We start from the raw sequence: 26066 nt of genomic DNA on the forward strand, positions 1-26066 counted from the left end.
CAGGCGCCCCAAGGCCCCGCCTACACTGCGCCGCCGTGTCGCTCTTCAAATCCGCTTCCACCGTCTCCCTGCTGACCCTGGCCTCGCGCATCACCGGCCTTGTGCGCGATGTGCTGATGAGCTCGGTGTTCGGCGTGAGCGCGCTGACCGACGCCTTCTACGTCGCCTTTCGCATTCCCAACCTGTTCCGTCGCGTGCTGGGAGAGGGCGCGTTCAGCCAAGCCTTCGTGCCGGTGCTGTCGGCCACCCGCACCGAGGGTGGCGAGGACGCGGCGCGGCAACTGATCGACCATGTCGGTACGCTGCTGCTGTGGGCGTTGGTGCTGCTGTGCGGGGTGGGCGTGATCGCCGCGCCGCTGATGGTGTGGGCCATGGCCAGCGGCCTGGAACGCTCGGGTAGCTTCGATGCCGCCGTCGTGATGACGCGCTGGATGTTCCCCTACATCGGCTTCATGTCGCTGGTGGCTTTTGCCGGCGGCATCCTCAACACCTGGAAGCGCTTCGCGGTGCCGGCCGCCTCGCCCGTACTGCTCAACGTGGCGTTGATCCTGTCCATCGTGGCGGGGGCGCCGCTGTTCCGGCGCTGGGGCATCGAGCCGATCTACGCCCAGTGCGTGGGCGTGATGGTGGGCGGCATGTTGCAGCTGGCGATCCAGATCCCGGCGCTGCGCCGACTGGGCCTGATGCCGAAGCTGGCGGTGCGCTTCGCAGCCCTGCGCGAGGCCTGGGCCGACCCGGGCACCCGCAAGATCCTCGGCCTGATGCTGCCGGCCATGATCGGTGTCAGCGGGGCGCAGCTGTCGCTGCTCATCAACACACAGATCGCCTCGCACCTGACCGCCGGCAGCGTCACCTGGATCACCAATGCCGACCGGCTGATGGAGTTTCCCAGCGCGATGCTGGGCGTGGCCCTGGGCGTGGTGCTGATGCCCCAGCTGGCGGCGGCCCGCGCGGCCCAGGATGCGGATCGCTATTCCGCCATGCTGGACTGGGGGCTTCGGCTCATCGTGCTGTTGGCGCTGCCCTGTGCGGCGGCCCTGCTGGTGTTTCCGGTGCCGCTGGTGGCGGTGCTGTTCCACAACGGCGCCTTCGACGACGCCAGCGTGCTGCGCACGGCGGATGCGCTGGCGGGCTACGGCGTCGGGCTGGTGGGCATCGTGTCGATCAAAGTGCTGGCTGCCGGTTTCTATGCGCGCCACGACATGCGCACGCCCATGCGCATCAGCCTGGCGGCGCTGGCCATCACCCAGCTGCTCAACCTGGCGTTCGTTCCCTGGCTGCAGCATGCGGGCCTGACGCTGGCCATCGGCGTGGGGCAACTGGTCAATGCGCTGGCGCTGTGGGTGGGCCTGCGCCGCAGCGGTAGCTACCGGTTGGCGCCGGGCTGGGGCCGCTTCCTGCTGCAGGTGCTGGCGGGAACCGTGGTGATGACGACGCTGCTGGTCTGGGGTGCGCACGGTTTCGACTGGGTGGGCCTGCGCAGCCAGCGGCTGCTGCGCATCGGGCTGCTGGCGGCCTTCGTGGCGGGGGCGGCGGTGCTGTATTTCGGTGTGTTGACCGCCTGCGGCCTGCGGTTGCGCAGCTTCGTGCGGCGCTGAAGCACGGCGCCCGGCATCGCCGAGGTGGCCGTGGGGCTTCCGCCGGCCGCCTTGACGCTGGCGACGCGGCTCCACTACAAAGGCCCATGTCTCTTCGATACGACACGCCGACGCCACTGGCCTATTTCGAATCGCTGGTGCAGAGCGACGAGCACTTCCCCCTGCTCGAGGCCGCCGCCAGCCTCGCGCAGGATGAGTATCCCGAGCTCGACGTCCAGCAGGTGCTGGGCGACATGGACCAGCTGCTGGCCCGCCTCAAGCGGCGCCTGCCGGCGGACGCCGCGCCGCTGGCGCGGCTTCGGGCGCTGAACCAGTTCTTCTTCCACGACCTGGGTTTCGGCGGCAACGTCAACGACTACTACGACCCCGACAACAGCTTCCTGCATGCGGTGCTGCGCACCCGGCGCGGCATCCCGATCTCGCTGGCGGTGCTGTGGATCGAGCTGGCCCAGGGCCTGAACCTGCATGCGCGCGGCATCAGCTTTCCCGGTCATTTCATGCTGAAGGTGTCGCTGCCCAAGGGGCAGGTCGTGATCGACCCCTTCACCGGCCGTTCGCTGTCGCGGGAGGAACTGGCCGAACGCCTGGAGCCGTACAAGCGCAGCAACGGCCTGGTGGGCGAATTCGACGTGCCGCTGGGCCTGTACCTGCAGCCCGCGCCTGCACGGGAGATCATCGCCCGCATGCTGCGCAACCTGAAGGAGATCCACAGCGCGCAGGAGGACTGGGCCCGCCTGATCGCCGTTCTGGACCGCCTGATCGTGCTGCTGCCCCAGGCCTGGGGCGAGTACCGCGACCGCGGCCTGGCCCGCGCCGAGCAGGGCCATACCGCGCAGGCGGTGCATGACCTCGACACCTACCTCGCCCATGCCGAGGACGCTCTGGACGTCGATGCCATCACCGAGCGTGCCGCCGAACTCAGACGCGCACTGTCCTGAAGAACGGCCGTCACCGCCCGCTCGGGGCTCCGCGCGCCCGCAAGTGGCGCAATCAGGCCAGAACAACGAGATTCGCGCCGATGCACTGACGACTTGCTGACCACCCCCTGGTCAGCTTCCCTTCGGGTGGGGTAGCCTTCGCCCCCATGCGAATCCTGTTGGTGGAAGACGATGCGACCCTGCGCGACGTGATGCTGCGCAGCCTGACCGATGCCGGACATCGGGTCGATGTGGCGGCGAGCATGGAGGAGGCCGATTACCTCTGGCGTGTGCAACCCTTCGATGCCGTGCTGCTGGACCTGAACCTGCCGGCCGGCCCCGGCCCCGGCAGCCCGCTGGGCAGCGGCCTGACCGTGCTGCGGCAGGCGCGCAGCCGCGGTGACCGTACGCCGGTGCTGGTCCTCACCGCCCGCAACCGCACCGACGAGCGCATCGCCGGCCTGGACGCCGGCGCCGACGACTACCTCGGCAAACCCTTCGAACTGCCCGAAGTCGACGCCCGCCTGCGCGCCCTGGTGCGCCGCGCCCAGGGCACGGATGACGTCGCATTGGTCGGCCAGCTCAAGCTCGACCGCCGGGCGCGCCGTTTCTTCATCGGCAGTGCGCCGCTGGACCTGCCGGCCCGCGAATTCGAGGTGCTCTGGGAGCTCATGAGCCCGCCGGGCCACGCCGTCAGCAAGCGCGTGCTCTCCAACAAGCTCTCGAGCTTCGACGACGCGCTGGGCGACAACGCGCTGGAGGCCTTCATCTCGCGCCTGCGCAAGAAGCTGCTCGGCAGCGGTGCCGGCATCCGCACCCTGCGCGGCATCGGCTACCTGCTGGAAGGCGACGCTTGAGCGCCCGGCCGGCCACCGCCGCGGCAGTTGCGGCGGCCGGGCATCGCCCGCGCCCGTCGCTGCGCGCGCGGGTGCTGCGGCAGGTGATGCTGCCGCTGGCCCTCACCTGGCTGGCCGGCACGGTGGTGGTGCTGACCATCTCCAACTATTTCGTGCGCCAGGCCTTCGACCGCGCACTGGTGGACGATGCCTACGCCATCGCCGCCAACATCCAGCCCCAGGGCCGGCCCGACGCGCAGTTGCAGCTCACGGCGCGCGAGATGACGACGCTGCTGTTCGACCAGCGGGAGACGGTGTACTTCGCCGTCCGTCGGCCCGACGGCAGCCTGCTTTCCGGCGAGCCGACGCTGCAGACGCCCTTCCTGGCCGACGGCGCGACCTGGCATCTGGCGGACGTGCGCTTCGCCGGCAAGCAATTGCGCGCCGTGGTCCTGCGCCATCCCGCCGGGACGGGCGACTTCACCGTGGTCGTGGCCCAGACGACCGGCTCGCGCACGGCGCTGCTGCGGCGCTTGGCGCTCTATGCGACGCTGCCGCAGATCCTGCTGCTGGGCGTGCTCGCCTGGTGGCTGTGGCGTGGCATTGCGCGCGAGCTGGCCCCGCTGGGCGCGCTCCAGCAGGACCTGGGCCGGCGCGACGCCAGCGACCTCTCGCCGGTGATCGTGGGCGGCGACACACGCGAGGTCGCGCAATTGGGCGATGCCCTGAACGACCTGTTCGTCCGCCTGGACGGCAGCGTTCGGGCGCAGCGGGAGTTCGCCGGCAACGTGGCGCATGAGCTGCGCACGCCATTGGCCGGCATCCGCGCGCTGGCGCATTACGGCCTGGGCCATTCCGACCCGGGTGTCGCGCGCGAACAGTTGCAGCGCATCGCCGACAGCGAGGCGCGCGCCAGCCACCTGGTCGACCAGTTGCTCGCGCTGGCGCTGGCGGCCGAATCCGATGCCGTGCTGCAGCGTGAGCCGGTGGTGCTCGACGAACTGGCCCATGAGGCCGTGCTGCGCCACCTGACCCGTGCCGACGCCCGCGGCGTCGATCTGGGCGCCCGCGGCCTCGACGAGGCGCAGGAAAGCGGCGGCTTCACCATCAACGGCAGCGTGGCGCTGGTGGAGGGCATCCTCGACAACCTGATCGACAACGCCCTGCGCTACGGCGGCAGGACCGTGACCATCGAGTTGTCGAAGGAAGAGGTCGATGGCGCGATGGTGCCCGTGCTCTCGGTGGCCGACGACGGACCCGGGATTCCCGAGGTGCAGCGGCAGGCGCTGATGCACCGCTGGGCCCAGGGCACCGACGGACGCAAGCTGGGCGAAGGGTCGGGCCTGGGCCTGTCCATCGTCGCCCGCTATGCGAAGCTGCTGGGCGCGCAGATGCGCCTGGCCGCCACGGCGAGTTCGGGCGGGCTGCGGGCGAGCATCCTGTTCACGACCCGCTGAGCCGGCCGGCCATCACCGCCGTCGGTGCGCCGGGCCACCGCCTGCATCGACGGGCGCGCTGCTTCAACAGACCCGCGGCATGCATCCTGCGTGACCCGGACGACTTTCCGCTCTTCCATGGACTCCCTGATCTCGATCGACGGCCTGCGCGGCCAATGGCGGCTGCTCTTCCAGCGCGCGCAACCCCTGCGCGTGCTGCTGGCGCTGGCCACGCTGATGGCCGGCGCACGGCTGGCTGGCCACCAGGATGCGGTGATCCCGCTCTTCCTCGGCACCATCGCCAGCGCGCTGGCCGAGACCGACGACAGCTGGCGCGGCCGTCTGCGTGCGCTCCTGGTGATGCTGGCCTGCTTCGCGGCCGTGGGCGCGGGGGTGCAGGCCCTGTTCGGCCTGTCGTGGGTCTTCATCGGCGTGTTCTGCCTGGCGGCCTTTGGCATCACCATGCTGGGCGCCATCGGCGCACGCTACAAGGCCATCGCCTATGGCACGTTGATCCTGGCGATGTACGCCACCATCAGCATGGAGCACGCCGTCGCGGCGCACGGCCCCGGCCACCACTGGCGCGAGCCGCTGCTGCTGGTGGCCGGCGCGGCCTGGTACGGGGCGATCTCGGTGCTGTGGTGCGCGCTGTTCCCTTCGCTGCCGGTGCAGGCCATGCTGGTGCGGGTCTATGGCGTGCTGGGCGAGTACGTGCGCTACAAGGCCTCGCTCTTCGAGCCGCTGCGCGGCGTGGACGTGCAGCGCAAGCGGCTGGCGCTGGCCGGGCTCAACGCGAAGGTGGTCGCCGCTCTCAACGATGCCAAGGAAGCCATCTTCTCGCGCCTCGGCCCGCGGGCGCCCACGGGCCGGCTCGCGCGCTACCGCGGTCTCTACCTGATCGCGCAGGACGTGCACGAGCGCGCCAGTTCCTCGCACGAGGACTACAACGCGCTGGCCGAGGCCTTCTTCCACAGCGACCTGCTCTACCGTTGCCAGCGCGTGCTCTGGTTGCAGGGCGATGCGTGCAGCCAGTTGGCCCGGTCGGTGGAGCGGCGCGAGCCCTTCGTGATGGACGGCCAGAGCGTGCAGGCCCTGGCCGAACTGCGCAGCGCCATCGTGCATGCGCGTGCGACCGCAGGTGAAGAGGCGCAGCAACGGCTGCCCGCCATCGAGGCACTGGCGCGCAACCTGGCCCTGCTCGACGGGCAACTGGCCGGCGCCAGCGATACGGCGCATCCCTCGGCCCGGCTCGGCCGCACCGACATGAGCCTGTTCGACCGCTCGGCCCGCGACTGGCGCGATGCGCTGGCGCGCGTGCGCCGGCAGCTCACGCCCCGCTCGCCGCTGTTCCGCCATGCCGTGCGCCTGGCCGTCGCGCTGGCCGCCGGCTATGGCGTCATGCATGTGGTGCAGCTGCAGGAGGGCTACTGGATCATGCTGACCACGCTCTTCGTCTGCCAGCCCGGCTATGGCGAGACCATCGCTCGCATGGGTCAGCGCGTGGCCGGCACGGCCCTCGGCGTGGTGGCGGGCTGGGCGCTGATCGACCTCTTTCCGCAGCCGCTGCTGCAGTCGGTGTTCGCCGTGGTGGCGGGCGTGGTGTTCTTTGCCAACCGCAGCACGCGCTACCTGCTGGCCACGGCGGCCATGACCTTGCTGGTGCTGATGTGCTTCAACCAGATCACCGACAGCGCGCGCCTGATCGAGCCGCGGCTGATCGACACCGCCATTGGCAGCGTGATCGCCGGCCTGGCCGTGCTGCTGGTGCTGCCGCACTGGCAGGCCCGGCGCATCCACGAGATCGCCGCGCAGGCCATGCGCCAGCATGCGGCCTACCTGCGCCAGATCGCGAGCCAGTACGACAGTGGCGCACGCGACGACCTGGCCTACCGGCTGGCGCGGCGCAACGCCCATAACGCCGACGCGGCGCTGTCCACGGCCGTGACCGAGATGTTCCGCGAGCCCGGCTTCGCCCGCCGCCGCGCAGGCGTGGCGGTGCGCTTCGTGATCCAGTCGCACACGCTGCTGAGCTACCTCTCGGCGCTCGGCGCGCACCGCGCCGCGGTGCCCGACGGCCCGCAGGTGGCGGTGCTGCGAGAGGCCGCCCAGCAGGCTGCCGCGGCGCTGGAACAGTTGGCGGCAGACGTCGAGGCGGGCCGGTTGGGTACGGCGCCGCCGCACCCGGCGCGCGAAGCGCTGGCCGCCGGCGCCGAGACGGACGCCGGTCGCAACGTCCCCCAAGCGGACGAGGCCGACGAGGTGATGGCCCGCCTGCGGCTGATGCGCACCGAGTTGCTGCTGGTGTGGGTGCAGATCGACGTGCTGCGTGCCCATGCCGCCGACTGGCTGGCGGTGGCCGACGCCGCGCCCGATCAGGCGGCCGAGGGGCGCGCGGGCGTGCCCGGCAGCCCAAACTGATGCCAGGCCCGGCGCAACTGCGTGTCCGTGCCGAAGCCCGAGGCCTCGGCCGCCTGGGTCACGCTGGCGCCGGCGCCGATGGCCTGCCGCGCCTTTTCGAGCCGCAAGCGCCGCAGGTAGGTCAGGGGCGCCACGCCGGCATGCTGGACGAACAGGCGTGTCAGGTGCCGTGGTGAGGTGTGGGCCAGGGCGGCCATGCCCGGCACAGTCCAGCCGGCCTGGGGCGCCTCGCTCACTGCGTCCTGCACGCGGTGCACCACGGCATGCAGGTGATGGCGGTGGGCCAGGAAGGGCGAGAGTTCCGGATCCTGCGGGCCGCGCCGTAGCGGCATCACCATCGTCTGCGCCACCTGGGCTGCCAGCGCTTCGCCGCACAGCGTGCCGATGCGGTGCAGCACGAGGTCGATGCCGGTGGTCACGCCGGCGCTGCTGAAGACGGGCGCGTCGAGCACGAAGACCCGGTTGGCCACCACCTCGCAGGCCGGTTCGCTGGCCTTCAGTTCATCGAGGTGATGGTGGTGCGTGGTGGCGCGCCGGCCCGCCAGCAGGCCCGCGTGGGCCGCGAGCAGGGCGCCGCCGCAGATGGTCAACAGCTCCAGTTGGCCGGCTTCCAGACGCTGGCCGCGCAGCCAGTGCAGCAGATGACGCGCCTCGGGTGTGTCGACGTCGATGTGTCGCCCGGGCAGGCCCACCAGCACGAGCCAGGTCGCCCGCCCATCCCAGGCGCCGGGCAGCGGCATGAGGCCCGCCAGCTGCACGCCAACGGAGCTGCGCAGTTCGGGCTGGGCAGCGGCGAACTCCACCTCGAAACGCAACGGCCGGCCGCTGGCCTCGAGCAGCCGGTTGGCGATGCGCAGCGCCTCGGCGGGCCCGGCCCAGTCCAGCGCCAGGCTGTCGGGCAGCAGGGCAAAGACGACGCGGATGATGGTGTGCGCTTCCTGCGGCTGGCGCGCCGGTGCTGTTGCGGCCGTGGTTGCGGCGCGTACGTGCGTGGGCGCGGCCGGACGGTCGCTCATGGCCGGCCGCTGCCATAGGCCCGTTCGACGCAGGCCACGCGCAGTTCGAAGGCCGTGTACCAGCGGCTGCGGCCCTGCTCGCGGGCGGCGGCGTGCTCGGCATGGTGGCGCCAGGCGGCGATCGCCTCCTCGCTGGCCCAGTACGAGACCGTGATGCCGAAGCCATCGGCGCCGCGTGCGCTTTCCACGCCCAGGAAGCCGGGCTGCGCCGCCGCCAGCTCGACCATGCGGTCGGCGGCCTCGGCGTAGCCGTCGTCGTCATGCCCAGCACTTCGCTGGGAGGAAAAGATGACGGCGTAGCAGGTGCCGTCGGGCAGGTGCGCAAAGGGGCTGGCGTTCGGGGTCGTCATGGAGGGGGTCCGGGACATGTGCCCTCGGCGCGCCGTCGCCTGGAGGGCGCAGCGCGGGGCGCCGGGCGTCGAGGTCAGCCTGCGATTCTGTGCGCTTCAGGCCGTTTCGAGCGCGGGCAGACGTGCGAGGGCCTGCGCCGCGCTGCACACCTGCGCGAATCGGCCCTGCAACACGGTGGCCGTCCGGGCCTTGATCTGCACGGCCGTCAGCGGCTGGCCATCGGGCTGGACCATGTCGAAGGTGAGCGTGGCGTCCAGCGCATAGTCCACCTGCCAGCCGAGATCGCTGGCGTGGCGTGTCGTCGTCTCGCAGCATTGCTCGGTGCGGATGCCGCTGACGATCAGCCGGCGGACGCCCTGCTGCGTGAGCCAGACGTCGAGCCCGGTGCCCACCAGCGCGCTGTGCCGGTGCTTGACGAAGGTGGCGTCGGCGGCGAAGTCGGCCAGGCCGTCGAAGGGGCGGACGTGGCCGCTCTCCTCGGCGAAAGGGTTGGCGGCATCGTGCGGGCCGTCGACGTGGTAGATCCTGACGATGGGCACGCCGGCCTCGCGGCAGCCTGCGATCAGCGCGTTCTGCGCGGCCAGCCACGCGGAAACGTCGTCGGGACGGTAGAAGGGGCGGTGGAGAAAGGACGCCTGGGCGTCGATCACGAGCAGGGCGGTGGTCATGGCTGCTTCCGGTCTGGGCGTTGAGGAAGCCTGCATTGTTCGGAGCGCCGCGCCCTGCGTCCGCACCGGCTGCGCCCGCTTTCGATCGGAATCGGACATCGGCAGGTCGCGCCCCGTGCCTGCCTCAGACCAGCTTCGCCGCCTCCAGCTCCTTCTTGAGGTAGGCGTAGAACAGCGGCGCCGCCACCAGCCCGGCCGGCCCGAAGACGGTTTCGGCCACGAACATCACCGACAGCAACTCCCACACCGCCATGTGGGTGCGCTTGCCGACCACCTTGGCGTTGATGACGTACTCGGCCTTGTGGATCAGGATCAGGAAGACCAGACAGGCCGCCGCCGTGAGCGGCGACACCGACAGCCCCACCAGGGTCAGCACCACGTTGCACAGCAGGTTGCCCACGATGGGCACCAGCCCCGCCACGAAGGTGAAGGTGATCAGCACGGGCGTGTAGGGCAGCCGCGTGTCCCACAGCGGCAGTACCAGCAACAGGAAGGTGGCCGTGAGGGCGGTGTTGAAGCTGGCGATCCAGAACTGGGCCGCCACGATCTGCTTGAAGGCCAGGCCGAAAGTGGTGATGCGCTGGTGAAGTGCGGCAGCCAGGGGGCGGCGGTGGAGCGGCGGTAGCGCGACGGCGGCCAGGCCGCCGACGATCAGGCCCACGTAGCCGTGCAGCACGGCGTTGAGCCAGGCCCGGCCGGCCAGGGCGAGCGTGCCCGCTTCGTTGCGCAGGTAGTTGGCCACCATGCGCTGGACGTCGTCGGCCGCCGCCGGCAGCGAAGCGGCCAGCTCGGGCGGCAGCTTCTGGCGCAGTTCCAGGATGGTGCGGGCGATGTAGTCGAGCAGTCCGCGGTACTGCTGCGGCGCCTCCACCACGTATTCGCGCGCCTGCGACACACCCAGCGCCAGCAGCGCCAGCGGGCCCAGCACCACCAGCAGGATCGCCACGGCCTTGATGATCGATTCGACCCGCGCCCGCGCGCGGGGCGGCAGCCGCCGATGTGCCCACTGCACCGTGAGGCGCGTGAACCAGCGCGTGAACAGAAAGCCCACGCAGGCGCACAGCAGGCCCACCAGCAGATGGCTGAGCAGGATGCCCAACAGGCCCAGCCCCATCAGCAGGTAGCTGGCGATGACCACCGGCCGGCTTGCGCCGACGGCGACAGGATGCGGCATCGTCACGGCGTGGCCGGGCGCATCCTCAGGCCACGACGACTGCGGCGCCGTTGCCGCGCTCGGCGATCATGCCGATCTGATAGACCGTCTCGCCCTGGGCGCGCAGCGTGGCCGCGCAGGACTCAGCGTCGGCGGCGGCCACTACCACCACCATGCCGATGCCGTTGTTGAAGGTGCGGTTCATCTCGATGTCGTCGATGCCCGCCACCTTCTGCAGCCAGGCGAACAGCTCGGTCTGCGGCCAGCTGCCCTTGGTGAGGTGGGCCGCGGTGCCTTCGGGCAGCACGCGCGGAATGTTCTCCAGCAGGCCGCCGCCGGTGATGTGGGCCAGCGCCTTGATGCCGCCGTCGCCCGCCTCGCCGCCATGCGGATGCGCGGCCAGGGCCGCCAGCACCGGCTTGACGTACAGGCGCGTGGGCGCCATCACGGCCTCGCGGAAGGGCTGGCCATCGAGCGTGGAAGGCAGGTCGGCGCCGGCGCGTTCGATCACCTTGCGCACCAGCGAGAAGCCGTTGGAATGCACGCCGTGCGAGGCCAGGCCCAGCACCACGTCGCCGGGCTTGACGTTCTGGCCGGTGAGGATCTTCGACTTCTCGACCGCGCCGACGGCGAAGCCGGCCAGGTCGTATTCGCCGGCGGGATACATGCCGGGCATCTCGGCCGTCTCGCCGCCGATCAGCGCGCAGCCCGACAGCTCGCAACCCTTGGCGATGCCGCCCACGACGCGGGCGGCGGTGTCCACGTCCAGCTTGCCGCAGGCGAAATAGTCCAGGAAGAACAGCGGCTCGGCGCCTTGCACCAGGACGTCATTGACGCTCATGGCCACCAGGTCGATGCCCACGGTGTCGTGCATCTGCCATTCGAAGGCCAGCTTGAGCTTGGTGCCGACGCCGTCGGTGCCGGAGACCAGCACCGGCTCCTTGTAGCGCTTGGGCACCTCGAACAGCGCGCCGAAGCCGCCGATGCCGGCCAGCACGCCTTCGCGCATCGTCTTCTTCGCCAGCGGCTTGATGCGGTCGACCAGCGCGTCCCCCGCGTCGATGTCGACGCCGGCGTCCTTGTAGCTGAGGGGGGTGGAGGAGGGCGAAGTCATGGTGGCGAGCGGCGCAGGGAAGAGACCAAAAGAAGGCGGCCCGGGCGTCTTCGACAGGCGCGGAGGCGGGCCGCATAGAATTTCACGCGATTTTAAGGGTCGGCTCCGGCCCGCCCCACCGCATTCCCGCATCCCCTCCGCCGCCATCCATCTCCCTCGCATGAAGCAGCTCGCGCTCGACATCGGCCTGCAGACAGCGCCGACGCTGGCGAGCTTCCACGTCGGGCCCAATGAAGAGGCGGTGGCCCATCTGCGGGCCTGGGTGGGTACGGGCCGGGGCACGCTGCACTCGCCGGTACCGATCTACCTGTGGGGCGAATCGGGCACCGGCAAGACGCACCTGCTGGAGTCGGTGGCTTCGGCCCTGTACGACCAGGGGGCCCGGCTGGGCTGGATGCATCCGGGCCTCTACGATCCGCCACCCTTCGACGAACAGTGGGACGCCGTGCTGATGGACGACGTGCACCTGTACGACACCGTGCAGCAGCAGGCCGCCTTCAGCTGGTTCGTTCAGGCCCAGTCGCTGCAGTGCGGCGTGGTGGCGGCGGGCGAGCTGCCGCCGGCCGACCTCAAGCTGCGCGAGGACCTGCGCACGCGGCTGGCCTGGGGCCATGTGTTCCAACTGCAGCTGCTGAGCGAGGCAGAGCGGCGGGCGGTGCTGCACGAACTGGCCTCGGCGCGCGGCCTCAAGCTGCCGCCGGAGGTGGTCGACTACATGCTGCACCGCTTCAGCCGCGACCTGGGCAGCCTCATCGAGCTGCTCAAGAAGCTCGACGGTTATGCGCTGCAGACGCAGCGTGCCATCACCATCCCGCTGGTGCGGCACATGCTCGAAAACGAATGAAGACACTCCGGGCCGCCCTGCGGGGGCGGCCCGACACACGGATTCCATGATCAAGCAATTCATCGACAAGATCCTGGCCAAGACGGGCTCGGCCCGCGGCAGCCGTTCGCGCTTCGGCAAGCGCCAGGAAGTGGATGCCAGCGTGCACCGCATCGACCCCGCGCTGGTGGACGAGCGGGCCAAGAATGTGGTGACCACGCTGCAGCAGGCCGGTTTCGAGGCCTACATCGTGGGCGGCGCGGTGCGCGACCTGCTGCTGGGCCTCAAGCCCAAGGATTTCGACGTCGCCACCAACGCCACGCCGGAAGAGGTCAAGGGCCTGTTCCGTCGCGCCTTCATCATCGGCCGGCGCTTCCGTATCGTGCACGTGGTGTACGGCCGCGGGCGCGAGCACGAGGTGATCGAGGTCTCGACCTTCCGCGCCTACATGGAGGCCGGTGCCGCCGAGCAGGTGGCCGGCAACGAGCGCACCAGCAAGAGCGAACTCTCGGCCATGAAGCATGCCGTGGACGCCAGCGGCCGTGTGCTGCGCGACAACGTCTGGGGGCCGCAGGACGAGGACGCCGCTCGGCGCGACTTCACCGTCAACGCGATGTACTACGACCCGGCGCGGCAGATCGTGGTCGACTATCACAACGGCATCCGCGACGCGCACAAGCTGGTGCTGCGCATGATCGGCGACCCCGCCACCCGCTACCGCGAGGATCCGGTGCGCATCGTGCGCGCCATCCGCTTCTCGGCCAAGCTGGCGGCGCTGGGCTTCAAGATGGACGCCAAGACGGCGGCGCCGTTGGTCGAATCGGCCCGGCTGCTGGCCGACGTGCCGCAGAGCCGCATGTTCGACGAGATGCTCAAGCTGCTGCAGACCGGCCATGCGCTGGCCAGCATCGCGCAGCTGCGCACGCTGGGTCTGGCGCGCGGCATCTATCCGCTGCTCGACGTGGTGGTGGAACGCGCCGACCTGCCCTTCGTGAAGGCCGCGCTGGCCGACACCGACCGCCGCGTCGGCGAGGGCAAGCCGGTGGCGGCCAGCTTCCTGCTGGCCTGTGTGCTGTGGAGCGACGTGCGCGAAGGCTGGCAGGCGCGCCTCAAGGAGCGCCCGGGCCAGCGTGCACAGCCGCCGATCCCCGCGCTGCAGGACGCCATCGACGACGTCTTCAACACCCGCATCGGCGACGTGTCGGGCCGCGGCAAGCTGGCCGCGGACATGCGCGAGATCTGGATGATGCAGCCGCGCTTCGACAAGCGTGTCGGCAGCACGCCCTATGGCCTGGTGGAGCAGGCGCGCTTCCGCGCCGGCTTCGACTTCATGCGCCTGCGCGCCGACATCGGCGAGGTGGATGAGGCCATCGCCGAATGGTGGCAGGAGTTCAGCACCGCCGACGACATCCGCCGCGAGGACCTGATCGAGCAGGTGCGGGCGGAGCAGCGCAAGGCGCAGTCGGGCAGCCGCGCGCCCCGCGTTCACACGCGCAGCCCTCGTGCCGCGGCGCCTGCGTCGACGGGCGGCGGTGAACCGGCCGAGGCCGCCCTGGGCGAACAGACCGGCGATGGCGAGGAGGCCCTGGTGCCCGCAGACGGCGAGGGCGGGGCACCGCGCAAGCGCCGCCGGCGCCGCAAGCCGCGCAGCGGCGGCGGCGCGGCGGGGGGTGGCGACGCGGGCGGCTCCTCGCCCGACGCGGCGTGAGCCTCGCGCCGGGCACGCCGACGGGCGCACTCATCGCCAGCGACGCTGGAGGTCACCCCGTCCCAGGCAAGCACGCCGCACCCGAAGTGCCCTGCGTGCGCGCCTACGTGGCGCTTGGCGCCAATCTCGGCGACGCCCAAGCGGCCGTGGTTCGTGCACTCGCCGACCTTGGCGGCCTGCCGCAGACGCGCCTGGTCGCCCGCTCCAGCCTCTACCGCAGCGCGCCCGTCGATGCCGGTGGCCCGGACTTCATCAATGCGGTCGCCGCCCTCGAGACGCAGCTGTCGCCGCTCGATCTCCTTGACGAGTTGCAGCGCCTGGAGCTCGAGGCGGGCCGCGAGCGTCCGTATCGCAACGCGCCGCGCACGCTCGATCTGGACCTGCTGCTCCATGGCGATGCCCGCATCGCCGAGCCGCGCCTTGTGGTGCCCCATCCGCGGATGCATGAGCGGGCCTTCGTGCTGTTGCCGCTGGCGGAAATCGCGCCCGAGCGGGTCGACGCGGCGCAGCTCGCAGCCGTGGCGGGCCAAGCCATCCAACGCCTCTAAAGCACCCGTTGGGGGCGCCGGCAGGCGCCGCCCTTTACACTTGCGGGTTGCTCGGGTGTCATCACCCTGTCGCATCTTTCGTGTAAGGACGCCAATTTCATGCTCGGCAAGCTGCTGCCCCGCGAGGGCAATTTCTTTGAGATGTTCAACCAGCATGCCGAGCGCATCGTCGAGGCCGCACGGGCTTTCGAACAGCTGGTTGCCAACTACAACGACGTGCACCTGCGTGAGCAGTACAACCGCGACGTCGACAACGCGGAGCGCGCGGCCGACCGCGTGACCCACGACGTCAACCTGCTGCTGCACAAGACCTTCATCACGCCCATCGATCGCGAGCAGATCCACAAGCTCATCAACACGATGGACGACGTGGCCGACCTGATCCAGGACTGCGCCGAGACCATGGCGCTGTACGACGTGCGGCAGATGACGGACGAGATCTCCCGCCTGACCGCCCTGTCGGTCAAGTGCTGCGGCCGTCTCAAGGATGCCGTCAAGTACCTGGGCAAGATCGCCGATCCCGCCGTGGCCGAGGCCACGCTCAAGACCTGCGAAGAGATCGACCGCATCGAATCCGACGCCGACCGCGTCATGCGCAGCGCCATGAGCAAGCTCTTCCGCGAAGAGCCCGACGTGCGCGAAGTGATCAAGCTCAAGGCCATCTACGAGCTGCTGGAAACGGTCACCGACAAGTGCGAGGACGTGGCCAACGTGATCGAGGGCATCATCCTCGAGAACTCCTGATCCGCCGGGAGCAATCTCCATGGCAACGGTGCAGGTCGCCCTCTGGGTGGTGGTGGTGCTGGTCGCGCTGGCCATCGCCTTCGACTTCATGAACGGCTTCCACGATGCGGCGAACTCCATCGCCACCGTGGTGTCCACCGGCGTGCTCAAGCCGGGCCAGGCGGTGCTGTTCGCCGCCTTCTTCAACTTGATTGCCATCTTCGTCTTCCACCTCAGCGTGGCGGCGACGGTGGGCAAGGGCATCGCGCATGCCAACGTGATCGACGTGCACGTGGTGTTCGGCGCGCTGATCGGGGCCATCAGCTGGAACCTGGTCACGTGGTACTACGGCATTCCCAGCAGCTCCTCGCATGCGCTGATCGGCGGCATCGTGGGCGCCGTGATGGCCAAGACCGGCACCTCGGGCCTGGTGGGCGCCGGTATCTGGAAGACGGTGGCCTTCATCTTCGTTTCGCCGCTGCTGGGCTTCCTTCTGGGTTCGCTGATGATGGTGGCCGTGGCCTGGATCTTCCGCCGGGCCACGCCCTCCCGGGTGGACCGGTGGTTCCGGCGGCTGCAACTGGTCTCTGCCGGCGCCTACAGCCTGGGCCACGGCGGCAACGATGCCCAGAAGACCATCGGCATCATCTGGATGCTGCTGCTGGCCACGGGCTATGCCTCCGCCGCCGACACCTCGCCGCCCACCTGGGTGGTGGTGTGCTGTTACACGGCCATTGCCCTGGGCACCATGTTCGGTGGCTGGCGCATCGTGCGCACCATGGGCCAGAAGATCACCAAGCTCAAGCCCGTTGGCGGCTTCTGCGCCGAGACGGGCGGGGCGCTGACGCTGTTCCTGGCGACGGCGCTGGGCATTCCCGTGTCGACCACGCACACCATCACGGGTGCCATCGTCGGTGTGGGGTCCGTCCAACGCGCCAGCGCGGTGCGCTGGGGCGTGGCGGGCAACATCGTGTGGGCGTGGATCTTCACCATTCCCGCTGCTGCCTTTGTGGCGGCCATCGCCTACTGGCTGAGCATGCAGCTGTTCTGAGGCGGCGGGGCGCCGGCCTGCCGCCTGCTCATTGCGAGATGCGGCGGCCTTCCTCGATCTGGTGCTCGAAGTAGCGCTGGAAGCTGAAGACGATGCTCGACATCAGCACCGTCGCGCCGATCAGCAATGCAAGCACGACGGCACCGATGGTGAACCAGTTGGTGCCACCCGGCGCCGCATCGGGCGCGAGCTGGGGGTTGTGCTTGGCGTTCCAGCGTTCCGGCGTCATCAGGCCGTAGATGATGGCCATCAGCGCGCAGCCCGCGATGGTGAAGCCCAGGAACGGGATGAGTACCCAGCTCCAGCCGTCGTCCAGCCCGTACATGCGGGCCCGCTCGACGCCGTAGAGGCCCAGAGCGGTCGGGATCGGCAGCAGCCAGCCCAGCATGTCGCCCAGGCCGTGGAGGTAGAAGCGGTGCAGCCCCAGCGGGCCGCCAACAAAGGCGAGCCACGCTGCGAGGGTCTTGCTGCGAGGGCTGCGCACGGAAACGGCGGCGGGGACGGTCCTGGCCGGGGTGTCGACGGTCATAGCGGTTCCTTATTCGGGTGACGTGCTGCTGCCTTCGCCGAGCACCTTGTCCATCAGCACCACGTCGCGCCACTGGCCGAACTTCCAGCCGCAGTCCTTGATGACGCCGACGTGGGCGAAGCCCAGCTTGCGATGCACGCCGACCGAGCCGGCATTGGCCGAGTCGCCGATCACGGCGATGAGCTTGCGCACACCGGCTGCCTGCGCGGCAGCGACCAGGGCTTCAAGAAGCCGTGCGCCGAGGCCCATGCCGCGTGCGGCGTCGGCGATATAGATCGAGTCCTCGGCGGAGTAGCGATAAGCGGGCCGCGGCTTGAACCAGTTGCAGTAGGCGAAGCCGAGCACCTCGCCGGCCTCGCTCTCTGCCACCAGATAGGGCAGGCCCTTGGCCAGAACGTCGGCCCGGCGGTTGGACATGTCGACCTGGGTCGGGGCGTCGGTCTCGAAGGTGCCCGTGCCATTCAGGACGTGATGGGCATAGATGGCCGTGATGGCCGCGAGATCTTCGTCGCGGCTGGGTCGAATGGTCAGGTGCATGGAAGCGGGGGTGCGGAAGGGCGCTATACTCGCGGGCTTTTCAGCGTGTCGCTGGCCGGGTGGCCATGTCGCGTGTCTCAACGCTGGAGAAGAATTCACCGGCCGATCCCAGGCATTCCCAGAAACCTGCGGCTGGCTCCACCCCAAGGATAAATCATGGTCGTCATTCGACTCTCCCGCGGCGGCTCCAAGGGCCGTCCGTTCTTCAACATCGTCGTTGCCGACAAGCGCACCCGTCGCGACGGCCGCTTCATCGAGCGTCTGGGCTTCTACAACCCCACCGCCCGCGGCGGCGAGGAAAGCATCCGTATCGCCCAGGACCGCCTGGCCTACTGGAAGAGCGTTGGCGCCCAGGCTTCGCCCACCGTCGTGCGCCTGATCAAGCAGACCGGCGCCGCCGCCCCTGCCGCCACCGAGCAAGCCGCCGCCTGATCGGCGCGCCGTCGCCGATGCTGCCCACGCTCGACGCTGCCGAACTGCCGGCGGACGCCATCGAAGTCGGGCGCATCGTCGATGCCTGGGGCATCAAGGGCTGGTTCAAGGTCCTGCCCCACAGCGCCGAGCCCGAGGCGCTGTTCACTTCCAAGCGCTGGTTCCTCCAGCCGCCTGGCAACGGTCGCCAGGTCTTTCGACTTCCCATCCGAGAAGCCCGCGAGCACACCGACTGCATCGTGGCGCATTCCGATGAGGTGCCCGACCGCAATGCGGCCGAGGCCCTGCGCGGTGCCCGCATCTTCGTGCCGCGCTCCCTGTTCCCGACGCCGGGAGACGACGAGTACTACTGGGTCGACCTTGTCGGCCTGTCGGTCGTCAACCGCGAAGGCGTGGCCTTGGGCACGGTGCGTGAACTGCTGGCGACCGGCCCGCAGACCACCCTGGTCCTCGAGGTGCCGCCGACTGCTGAAGGCGACAAGCCTGGCGAGCGGTTGATTCCCTTCGTCTCCGCCATCGTCGACAAGGTCGATCTGGCCGGCCGCCTCATCGTGGCCGACTGGCAGCCCGACTACTGAGCGGCTGGCCCACTGCCGCCTGCACGCGGACGCGCATGCGCTTCGACGTCCTGACCCTTTTCCCGGAACTGTTCGCGCCCTTCCTCGCCAACGGCATCAACCGGCGCGCCTTTGCGTCCGGACAGGTGGACGTGCGCTTCTGGAATCCGCGCGACTTTGCCGAAGGCAATTACCGGCGCGTCGACGACCGGCCTTTCGGCGGCGGGCCCGGCATGGTCATGATGGCCGAGCCCCTGGCCCGTTGCGTGGAGGCTGCCGTTGCCGACCGGGGTGAGGCCTCGTCCGTGGTCCTTTTCTCACCCGTGGGCCAGCCACTGGGCCACGCAGTGGTGACCGAATGGGCGGCGAGTGCCGGGGCGGTGCTGATCTGCGGCCGCTACGAGGGACTGGATCAGCGCTTCATCGATCGCTACGTGACCCATCAGATCAGCCTGGGCGATTTCGTGCTGTCCGGCGGCGAACTGGCGGCGCTGGCGCTGCTCGATGCCGTGGCACGGCTACAGCCCGGCGTGCTCGGCGACGCCGACAGCCATGCGCAGGACAGTTTCAATCCCGAACTGGATGGCCTGCTCGACTGCCCGCACTACACGCGACCCGAGGTCTGGCGCGATATGCCCGTGCCGGCGCCCCTGATGTCCGGTCACCATGCCCAGATCGAGCGCTGGCGGCGGGAGCAGCGGCTGGCGCTGACGGCCGAGCGCCGGCCCGACCTGATCGAGGTGGCACGTGCCGAAGGCCGTCTCCAGCCGCGGGACGAGCAGTACTTGCAGCAACTGCCGCAGCCCACGCTATAATCGAGGGCTTTTCGATCCTCTGTCCGGCCGCGGCCCTCGTCCCGAGGCTCGCCCTTGTGGATCCGGCGCCTTCTTCGCAACTCGCGATAGTGCAGGCACCGGCAGCCGCCTTCAGTGCAGCGCGGACACGATCCTTTCGCAGGAAACCATGAACCTCATCCAGACCCTCGAGCAAGAGGAAATCGCCCGCCTGGGCAAGAAGATCCCCGCGTTCGCTCCTGGCGACACCGTGATCGTCAGCGTCAACGTGGTCGAAGGCACCCGCAAGCGCGTGCAGGCTTATGAAGGCGTCGTCATCGCCAAGCGCAACCGCGGCCTGAACAGCGCCTTCACCGTGCGCAAGATCTCCAGCGGCGAAGGCGTCGAGCGTACCTTCCAGACCTACAGCCCGCTGATCGCCGGCATCGAAGTCAAGCGCCGCGGCGACGTGCGCCGCGCCAAGCTGTACTACCTGCGCGAGCGCAGTGGCCGTTCTGCCCGCATCAAGGAAAAGCTGCCGGGCAAGGCCTCCAACGCGGCCGCTGCGAACTGATTCGCGACGTGCAGGCAGGACCGGTCACCGCTCCTGCCGTCCTCACAGGGCCGCCTTCGGGCGGCCTTTTTCATTGCAGTGCACCGCCATGTCCCTGAGTCCTGAACCTCCTTCTTCCGGTAGCCCGGGCCATGCACCGCCCGAGGTGGTCAACGCGGTCGGCACGCCGGCTGGGGCGGTGACGGATCCGCGCGCCGTGCCGGTGACCCGCATCGACCGCGACCTGCCCGCGGTGCCTGCCGCCCGTCTGACGGCTGCGGCCCTGCGCGAGCGCTTTTCCACGCCCCACAGCGTGACGTGGACCCCCGAAGTCCGCAGGGAGCCGAGCCTCACGCGCCGCAACCCCGCCCCTGCTGCCGTCCTCGTGCCGATCGTGCAGCGGGATGAGCCCACGGTACTGCTGACCGAACGCGCCACCCGCATGTCCACGCACTCGGGCCAGATCGCCTTTCCGGGCGGGCGGGTGGATCCCGGCGATTCCAGCATCGCTGCCGCGGCCTTGCGCGAGGCGTGGGAGGAGGTGGGACTGGAGGCGGGCTTCGTCGAGGTGCTGGGTGAACTGCCCACCTACACCACCATCACCGCCTTTGTCGTGACGCCGGTCGTCGCGCTGGTGCAGCCCGGCTTTGTGCTGCGACCCAATCCCGCCGAGGTGGCGGATGTGTTCGAAGTGCCGCTGGCCTTCCTGATGAACCCTGCCCACCATCGTCGCCATCAGGTGGAAGGCGAGGGCCCCGCGGCGCGGCACTTCTTCTCGATGCCGTACCAGGACGGCAGTCGCGAGCGCTTCGTCTGGGGCGCCACAGCGGGCATGCTGCGCAATCTCTACCGTTTCCTGGTCGCATGACGGCACTGTGCGTGCCAGCGATGGCTGCGCCGCCGGAGTCCGTGGCGGGCTTCAGGGCCGTCTTATGATTCCTCGATGAGCTTCTTTGCCATCCTGTGCGCGCTGCTGATCGAGCAGGTCCGGCCGCTGGCATCCGACAACCCGGCAGCTCGCGCGGCGCTGGCCTGGACACGCTGGACGAGCCGCAACTTCGATGCCGGCAAGCCGCACCACGGATGGGTCGCATGGTCGCTGGCCGTGGGGGTGCCCAGCCTGCTGGCACTGGGGCTGCACTGGCTGCTGATGCTCACGCTGGGCGCGCCCTTTGCGCTGGTCTGGGGCGTGGGCGTGCTCTACGTCACGCTGGGCTTCCGACAGTTCAGCCATCACTTCACGGAGATTCGCGACGCGCTGGATGTGGGCGACGAGGCGCTCGCGCGCAGCCTGCTCGCACGCTGGCAGCGGGTCGACGCGGCCGAGTTGCCGCGCAGCGAGATCGTGCGACACGTGATCGAGTACTCGGTCATTGCGGCGCACCGCCATGTGCTGGGCGTGCTTGCCTGGTTCTCGCTGGGTGCGCTGCTGGGCCTGGGGCCGGCCGGGGCGGTGTTCTATCGCATGAGCGAGTTCGTCGGCCGCTATTGGGCCTACAAGCACAACGCCATGAGTCAGCCGGCAAGCGTCTGGGTGCAGCAGGCCGCGGACCGCGCATGGACGGTGATCGACTGGCTCCCCGCCCGCATCACGGCCCTGGGCTTCGCGGTGGTCGGTAGCTTCGAGGAAGCCATCGACTGCTGGCGCAACGACGCGCGTCATTTCGCGGGAGTGAACGATGGCGTGATCCTGGCTGCCACCTCGGGGGCGCTGAATGTGCGCCTGGGTGGCGAGCAGTTGCGGCCCAGCCGGCCGCTGGCCGACGCGCTGGTGGATGCTGCCGACCAGCCCGGTCCTGCCATGTCGGCCGGTGGCGGCACGGCGGGGCGAGAGCCCGAGCCGGCCCATCTGCGCAGCGTCGTGGGCCTGGTGTGGCGCTCGGTGGTGCTGTGGATGCTGCTGCTGGCGCTCTTGACGCTGGCGCGCCTGCTGGGCTGAAGGCCCGCGTCGTCTTCTCTCTTTCATCTTCCTCAGCGGTCTTGTACCGCATGGTGAGCGACATGTCCCCTCCCTATCCTGTCTTCTGGAGCCCGCGTGTCGTGGGGCTCGAGCCCTATGTGCCCGGCGAGCAGCCGCGCATCGCCAACCTGGTCAAGCTCAACACCAACGAGCATCCGAGTCCGCCGTCGCCGCGGGTGATTGCCGCCATCGCCGAGGCCGCGCGTGAAGGGCTGCAGCGTTATCCCGATCCTGAGTCCACGTCGCTGCGCGAGGCCATCGCCCGCCGTCATGGCTTGCAGCCCGCGCAGGTGTTCGTCGGCAACGGCTCCGACGAGGTGCTGAGCCACGCCTTCCTGGCTTTCTTCCAGCGCGGCGAGCCCCTGCTCTTTCCCGATGTCACCTACAGCTTCTACCGGGTCTGGACCCAGCTGCACGGCATCGAGGCGGAGGCGGTGCCGGTGGACGAGGCCTTGCGCATCGACATCGACGCCCTGGCCCGGCGGGCGGAGCAGGGCTGCGCGGGCGTGGTGATCGCCAATCCGAATGCGCCGACGGGGCAGGGGCTGCCCCTGGACGCCATCGAACAGTTGCTGCGCGCCTGCCCCATGCGGGTGGTGTTGGTCGACGAGGCTTATGTGGACTTTGGCGCCAGCAGCGCCGCGGCACTGGTCGAGGCGCACCCTAACCTGTTGGTGGTGCAGACCCTCTCCAAGTCGCGCGCGCTGGCCGGCCTGCGCGTGGGCTTTGCGCTGGGGCAGGCGCCGCTCATCGAAGCCCTGGCCCGCATCAAGAACAGCTTCAACTCCTACCCGCTCGACCGGCTGGCCCAGGCCGGCGCACAGGCGGCCATCGAGGACGACGAGTGGTTCAGCGCGCAATGCCGCGCGGTGATCGACACGCGCGAAGGGCTGACGCTGCAGCTGGAGGACCTCGGCTTCGAAGTGTTGCCTTCGCAGGCCAATTTCGTGTTCGCGCGCCATCCGCAGCGCGACGCGGCCACCCTGGCGGCAGCGCTGCGCGAGCGGGCCGTGCTGGTGCGGCATTTCCGGCAGCCGCGCATCGACCAGTGGCTGCGCATCAGCATCGGCACGCGGGCGCAGTGCGGGGTGTTGGTGGAGGCGCTGCAGGCGATCCTGGAGGGCTGAGGCTGAGGTTCGGCGCGGCAGTCGCGCCGGCATGCCCGGCTTGCGACTGGGAGGCGGGGCGCAGCCCGTGGCCCTTCAGTACGCCGGCCGGCTCAGCTCGTCGAAGAGTTCGTTGTAGATGCGGTAGCGCATCGCGCTGATGTCCGCGTCGCTGTTGCCGTTGCGCTCGTCACCTTCCACATGGGCGATCACGCCGCACCCAGGCTCGTGCCGGTGCGTGCAGTTGTAGAAGCGGCATTCGCCCGTGTGGGCCGCGATGTCGGGCATCAGCGCCGGCAATTGCGTGGGCTCGATGTGGTGAAGGCCGAATTCCTGGAATCCGGGCGAGTCGATCAAGGCCGTCCCGGCTGGCTTGTCCATCCAGTACCAAGTGGTCGTCGTGGTGGTGTGGCGGCCCGAATTGAGTGCCTGCGAGATCTCGCCCGTCTGCGCCAGCGCCGAAGGCACCAGCCGGTTGACCAGCGTGCTCTTGCCCACACCCGAGGGGCCGAGGATGAGCGTGGTGCGGCCTGCCAGTTCGGCCTGCACCTCGGCCAGGCCCGAGGCGCCGGTGTCCTTCAACGAAAGGGGCAGCACCCCGTAGCCCATGCGGCGGTAGGGCGCGAGCCGCTCCCAGGCCGGCGAGAAGAGACCGGGCAGGTCGCTCTTGTTGAGCACGATCAGCGCGCGGATGTGCTCCGCCTCGGCGGCGATCAGCGCCCGCGCCAGCTGATGCTCCGAAAAGTCGGGTTCCGCCGCGACCAGCATCAGGATCTGGTCCAGGTTCGCCGCGAAGGACTTGGTGCGGATCTCGTCCTGGCGGTAGAACAGATTGCGGCGCGTGTCCACCCGTTCGATGGTGCCCTCGTCGGTGCTTGGCAGCCATTGCACCCGGTCGCCCACCACGGCCTGGCTCTTCTTGCCGCGCGGGTGGCAGATGCGGCGCTCGCCGTCGGGCGACTCCACCAGGCAGTGGCGGCCATGGCTGCCGACCACCAGCCCCGCCTGCATCGTTGCCGTGGCGGGTGCGGTGCCGGCGGGCGTACTGTGCTTGCTGCGGCCCACGGCTGCCTCAGGCCACCGCGGCCGGCTGCAGCCGCGCCAGGCGCTGCGCCGCCGGCGGGTGCGAGTAATAGAAGCCGACATAGACCGGATCCGGCGTCAACGTGGACGCGTTGTCCTGGTGCAGTTTGAGCAGGGCGCGGGACAGGTCGGCACCGTCGGCATGCGTGGCCGCGAAGGCATCAGCTTCGAATTCGTCCCGACGCGACATGCGCGCCATGACCGGCGAGACGAAGAAGCTGAACACCGGCACCACCAGCATGAACAGCAGCAGCGCCAGCGCGTCGTTGGGCGCCGCCATGTGCGGCTGCACGCCCAGCCCGGTGTAGAACCAGGCCTGGGCCGACAGCCAGCCCAGAAGTGCGAAGGCCGCCAGGCTCAGCACCAGCATCAGGCCCATGCGGCGAGTGATGTGGCGGTGCTTGAAGTGGCCCAGCTCGTGGGCGAGCACGGCCTCCACCTCGCCCGGTGTGAGCTGCCGCAGCAGCGTGTCGAAGAACACCACGCGCTTGGACCGGCCGAAGCCAGTGAAGTAGGCATTGGCGTGGGCGCTGCGGCGGCTGCCGTCCATCACGAACAGGCCCTTCGCCGCGAAACCGCAGCGGGTCATCAGCGTCTGCACGCGCTGCTTGAGCGATTCGTCCTCCAGCGGCGAGAACTTGTTGAACAGCGGGGCGATCCAGGTCGGGACGATGAACTGCAGCAGCAGCGTCCAGCCCGCGAGTGCCACCCAGGCCCACAGCCACCAGAGCGGCCCGGCCGCACCCATCAACCAGAGCACCAGCGCGGCCAGCGGCAGGCCCAGCGCCACGCCCAGTGCCGTTCCCTTGAGCAGGTCGGCCAGCCAGAGCCTGGGCGTCATCTTGTTGAAGCCGAAGCGCTCTTCGAGCCGGAAGGTCTGCCACCACGTGAAGGGCAGGTCGATCAGCCCGCCGATCAGGCTGAAGGCGCCAAGCAGCGCGAGCTGTTGCCACATGCCGGCGCCGAGCCAGGTGGCCAGCGTCTTGTCCAGCAGGTCCAGGCCGCCCAGCAAGGTCCAGGCGATCAGGGTGGCCGCGCCCCAGGCGGCTTCGATCAGGCCGAAGCGCATGCGCGCGACCGTGTAGTCGGCGGCCTTGCGGTGTGCTGCCAGATCGACGGCGCCGGCAAAAGGCGCGGGCACGGCATCGCGGTGCCGGGCCACATGGCGGATCTGACGTGCCGCCAGCCAGAAGCGCAGCAGCAATCCGGCACTCAGCGCGACGGCGAAAAGAAGGGTGAAGGCAAGGGAGGCGGACATGCGTGGCGCAGTGTAGTGGCGCCCCACCGGCCACACGGGGCGCGGGTGACTGTGGGCGAGAATGCCCCGATGTCCGCATCCCAAGCCTCTTCTGCCCCGGCCCTCCCCAAGAGCGATCAGAACCTCGTCTGGCTCGACTGCGAGATGAGCGGCCTCGATCCCGAGAAGGAGCGCCTGCTCGAGATCGCCGTCGTCGTCACCAGCCCCGACCTGTCGGTGCGTATCGACGGCCCCGTGCTCGTCGTCCACCAGAGCGACGCCGTGCTCGACGCCATGGACGCGTGGAACAAGGGCACGCATGGCCGCAGCGGCCTGATCGACAAGGTGCGCACCTCCACCCTCGACGAAGCCGCTGCCGAGCAGCAGCTCATCGACTTCCTCATGCGCTACGTGCCGCGCAGCGGCTCGCCGATGTGCGGCAACACCATCGGGCAGGACCGGCGCTTCCTGGTCAAGTACATGCCGCGGCTGGAGGCTTACTTCCATTACCGCAACCTCGACGTCAGCACGCTCAAGGAATTGGCCAAGCGCTGGAAGCCCGCCGCCTATGCCGCCTTCAAGAAGCAACAGGCCCACACGGCGCTGGCCGACGTGCACGAGTCCATCGACGAGTTGCTGCACTACCGCGACACCTTCCTGCGCCTGCACGATTGAACATTTGCTCAAAGCGGGATTAGGCAAAACCCTGAACTCCTGCCATAATCGTGGGCTCGCTGCAAAACCATGACCGCAGCGAGTTTGCGCATCTCCCTTCTTGCACATTGGTCGGCGGCTCCCGCACACAGCGGAACAGCTCGATGAACCCGACCACGGCGCCTGATCCTCTTACACGGATCGCCTGCGCGCCGATCGTCGTTGGATGGTTGATGTTTTTCTGAACCTCCAACGTGCCTGCCCCTGCGGGGCGGCGTGCGTTCA

Annotated in this window: 27 protein-coding genes; 18 read left to right on the forward strand and 9 right to left on the reverse strand. The window is 69.5% G+C overall.

Translation table 11 applies throughout. From position 1 onward, the window contains the following. Positions 1–35: 35 nt before the first annotated feature. From murJ to yccS, 5 genes are all read left to right on the forward strand, one after another. The gene (gene murJ, locus KBC94_RS05135; protein WP_294367069.1) at positions 36–1598 is read left to right on the forward strand and encodes a murein biosynthesis integral membrane protein MurJ; all 1563 of its coding nucleotides are present in this window, start codon (positions 36–38) and stop codon (positions 1596–1598) included. An 86-nt stretch (positions 1599–1684) separates the two neighbouring features. Next, a complete protein-coding gene (locus tag KBC94_RS05140; RefSeq protein WP_294367072.1) occupies positions 1685–2536 on the forward strand; it encodes a tetratricopeptide repeat protein in 852 nt (283 codons plus the stop codon). A gap of 146 nt (positions 2537–2682) precedes the next feature. After that, on the forward strand, positions 2683–3372 hold the full coding sequence (locus KBC94_RS05145; protein ID WP_076507850.1) for a response regulator transcription factor: 690 nt from the start codon (positions 2683–2685) through the stop codon (positions 3370–3372). Further along, a complete protein-coding gene (locus KBC94_RS05150; RefSeq protein ID WP_294367081.1) occupies positions 3369–4808 on the forward strand; it encodes a sensor histidine kinase in 1440 nt (479 codons plus the stop codon). Before KBC94_RS05145 ends, KBC94_RS05150 begins: the two co-directional genes overlap by 4 nt. Positions 4809–4925: 117 nt before the next feature. Then, positions 4926–7205 carry a YccS family putative transporter gene (gene yccS / locus KBC94_RS05155; protein WP_294367083.1) on the forward strand — a complete coding sequence of 760 codons (2280 nt, stop codon included), beginning with the start codon at positions 4926–4928 and terminating at the stop codon, positions 7203–7205. On the opposite strand, the gene KBC94_RS05160 is transcribed toward yccS, so the two are convergent. The 5 genes from KBC94_RS05160 to purM form a co-directional block, all read right to left on the reverse strand. After that, positions 7160–8221 carry a helix-turn-helix domain-containing protein gene (locus tag KBC94_RS05160; RefSeq protein ID WP_294367085.1) on the reverse strand — a complete coding sequence of 354 codons (1062 nt, stop codon included), beginning with the start codon at positions 8219–8221 and terminating at the stop codon, positions 7160–7162. The genes yccS and KBC94_RS05160 overlap by 46 nt on opposite strands. Continuing rightward, positions 8218–8571 (reverse strand): antibiotic biosynthesis monooxygenase, encoded by a 354-nt coding sequence (locus KBC94_RS05165; protein WP_294367088.1) that lies wholly within the window; start codon positions 8569–8571, stop codon positions 8218–8220. The genes KBC94_RS05160 and KBC94_RS05165 overlap by 4 nt, the downstream gene beginning before the upstream one ends. A 96-nt stretch (positions 8572–8667) precedes the next feature. Continuing rightward, a complete protein-coding gene (locus KBC94_RS05170) occupies positions 8668–9240 on the reverse strand; it encodes an isochorismatase family protein (protein WP_294367094.1) in 573 nt (190 codons plus the stop codon). Positions 9241–9364: 124 nt separating this feature from the next. Further along, positions 9365–10414 (reverse strand): AI-2E family transporter, encoded by a 1050-nt coding sequence (locus tag KBC94_RS05175; protein WP_294367097.1) that lies wholly within the window; start codon positions 10412–10414, stop codon positions 9365–9367. Positions 10415–10439: 25 nt separating this feature from the next. Further along, complete coding sequence (gene purM / locus KBC94_RS05180) at positions 10440–11507, reverse strand: phosphoribosylformylglycinamidine cyclo-ligase (protein ID WP_294367100.1); 1068 nt, start codon at positions 11505–11507, stop codon at positions 10440–10442. Positions 11508–11667: 160 nt separating this feature from the next. On the opposite strand from purM, the gene hda reads away from it, so the two are divergent. The 5 genes from hda (at position 11668) to KBC94_RS05205 (ending at position 16360) form a co-directional block, all read left to right on the forward strand. Then, entirely contained in the window at positions 11668–12351 is a 684-nt protein-coding gene (hda, locus tag KBC94_RS05185) for a DnaA regulatory inactivator Hda (protein ID WP_294367103.1), read from the forward strand. 46 nt (positions 12352–12397) lie between these two features. After that, positions 12398–14038 (forward strand): polynucleotide adenylyltransferase PcnB, encoded by a 1641-nt coding sequence (gene pcnB / locus KBC94_RS05190; RefSeq protein WP_294367106.1) that lies wholly within the window; start codon positions 12398–12400, stop codon positions 14036–14038. Positions 14039–14124: 86 nt separating this feature from the next. After that, entirely contained in the window at positions 14125–14586 is a 462-nt protein-coding gene (gene folK, locus KBC94_RS05195) for a 2-amino-4-hydroxy-6-hydroxymethyldihydropteridine diphosphokinase (protein WP_294367619.1), read from the forward strand. Positions 14587–14685: 99 nt separating this feature from the next. Continuing rightward, the gene (locus KBC94_RS05200) at positions 14686–15330 is read left to right on the forward strand and encodes a DUF47 domain-containing protein (protein ID WP_017759823.1); all 645 of its coding nucleotides are present in this window, start codon (positions 14686–14688) and stop codon (positions 15328–15330) included. 19 nt (positions 15331–15349) lie between these two features. After that, entirely contained in the window at positions 15350–16360 is a 1011-nt protein-coding gene (locus tag KBC94_RS05205) for an inorganic phosphate transporter (RefSeq protein ID WP_017759822.1), read from the forward strand. A 28-nt stretch (positions 16361–16388) separates the two neighbouring features. Here the strand turns inward: KBC94_RS05205 and KBC94_RS05210 are convergent, their stop codons facing one another. Together KBC94_RS05210 and KBC94_RS05215 are read right to left on the reverse strand one after the other, a co-directional pair. After that, entirely contained in the window at positions 16389–16889 is a 501-nt protein-coding gene (locus KBC94_RS05210) for a hypothetical protein (protein WP_294367114.1), read from the reverse strand. Positions 16890–16898: 9 nt separating this feature from the next. Next, positions 16899–17426, reverse strand: coding sequence for a GNAT family N-acetyltransferase (locus KBC94_RS05215; RefSeq protein ID WP_294367118.1), 528 nt, complete (start codon positions 17424–17426; stop codon positions 16899–16901). Between the two features lie 156 nt (positions 17427–17582). On the opposite strand from KBC94_RS05215, the gene rpsP reads away from it, so the two are divergent. The 7 genes from rpsP (at position 17583) to hisC (ending at position 22828) form a co-directional block, all read left to right on the forward strand. Then, on the forward strand, positions 17583–17858 hold the full coding sequence (gene rpsP / locus KBC94_RS05220) for a 30S ribosomal protein S16 (RefSeq protein ID WP_294367120.1): 276 nt from the start codon (positions 17583–17585) through the stop codon (positions 17856–17858). A gap of 17 nt (positions 17859–17875) precedes the next feature. Then, on the forward strand, positions 17876–18436 hold the full coding sequence (gene rimM, locus KBC94_RS05225; RefSeq protein WP_017759818.1) for a ribosome maturation factor RimM: 561 nt from the start codon (positions 17876–17878) through the stop codon (positions 18434–18436). A 35-nt stretch (positions 18437–18471) separates the two neighbouring features. Beyond that, positions 18472–19230 (forward strand): tRNA (guanosine(37)-N1)-methyltransferase TrmD, encoded by a 759-nt coding sequence (gene trmD / locus KBC94_RS05230; RefSeq protein WP_294367126.1) that lies wholly within the window; start codon positions 18472–18474, stop codon positions 19228–19230. 148 nt (positions 19231–19378) lie between these two features. After that, entirely contained in the window at positions 19379–19762 is a 384-nt protein-coding gene (gene rplS / locus KBC94_RS05235) for a 50S ribosomal protein L19 (RefSeq protein WP_017759816.1), read from the forward strand. An 88-nt stretch (positions 19763–19850) separates the two neighbouring features. Beyond that, the gene (locus KBC94_RS05240) at positions 19851–20609 is read left to right on the forward strand and encodes a CoA pyrophosphatase (protein WP_294367132.1); all 759 of its coding nucleotides are present in this window, start codon (positions 19851–19853) and stop codon (positions 20607–20609) included. Between the two features lie 75 nt (positions 20610–20684). After that, a complete protein-coding gene (locus KBC94_RS05245; RefSeq protein ID WP_294367135.1) occupies positions 20685–21680 on the forward strand; it encodes a CobD/CbiB family protein in 996 nt (331 codons plus the stop codon). Between the two features lie 62 nt (positions 21681–21742). After that, positions 21743–22828 carry a histidinol-phosphate transaminase gene (gene hisC / locus KBC94_RS05250; RefSeq protein WP_294367137.1) on the forward strand — a complete coding sequence of 362 codons (1086 nt, stop codon included), beginning with the start codon at positions 21743–21745 and terminating at the stop codon, positions 22826–22828. Positions 22829–22903: 75 nt separating this feature from the next. On the opposite strand, the gene rsgA is transcribed toward hisC, so the two are convergent. After that, entirely contained in the window at positions 22904–23818 is a 915-nt protein-coding gene (rsgA, locus tag KBC94_RS05255) for a ribosome small subunit-dependent GTPase A (protein WP_294367621.1), read from the reverse strand. Between the two features lie 61 nt (positions 23819–23879). Continuing rightward, positions 23880–25148 (reverse strand): M48 family metallopeptidase, encoded by a 1269-nt coding sequence (locus tag KBC94_RS05260; protein ID WP_294367139.1) that lies wholly within the window; start codon positions 25146–25148, stop codon positions 23880–23882. 69 nt (positions 25149–25217) lie between these two features. Between KBC94_RS05260 and orn the strand changes: the two genes are divergently transcribed. Continuing rightward, complete coding sequence (gene orn, locus KBC94_RS05265; protein WP_294367142.1) at positions 25218–25802, forward strand: oligoribonuclease; 585 nt, start codon at positions 25218–25220, stop codon at positions 25800–25802. Positions 25803–26066: the final 264 nt, after the last annotated feature.

The sequence above is a fragment of the Pseudacidovorax sp. genome, from assembly GCF_017991995.1.
GTDB lineage: Bacteria > Pseudomonadota > Gammaproteobacteria > Burkholderiales > Burkholderiaceae_C > Xenophilus.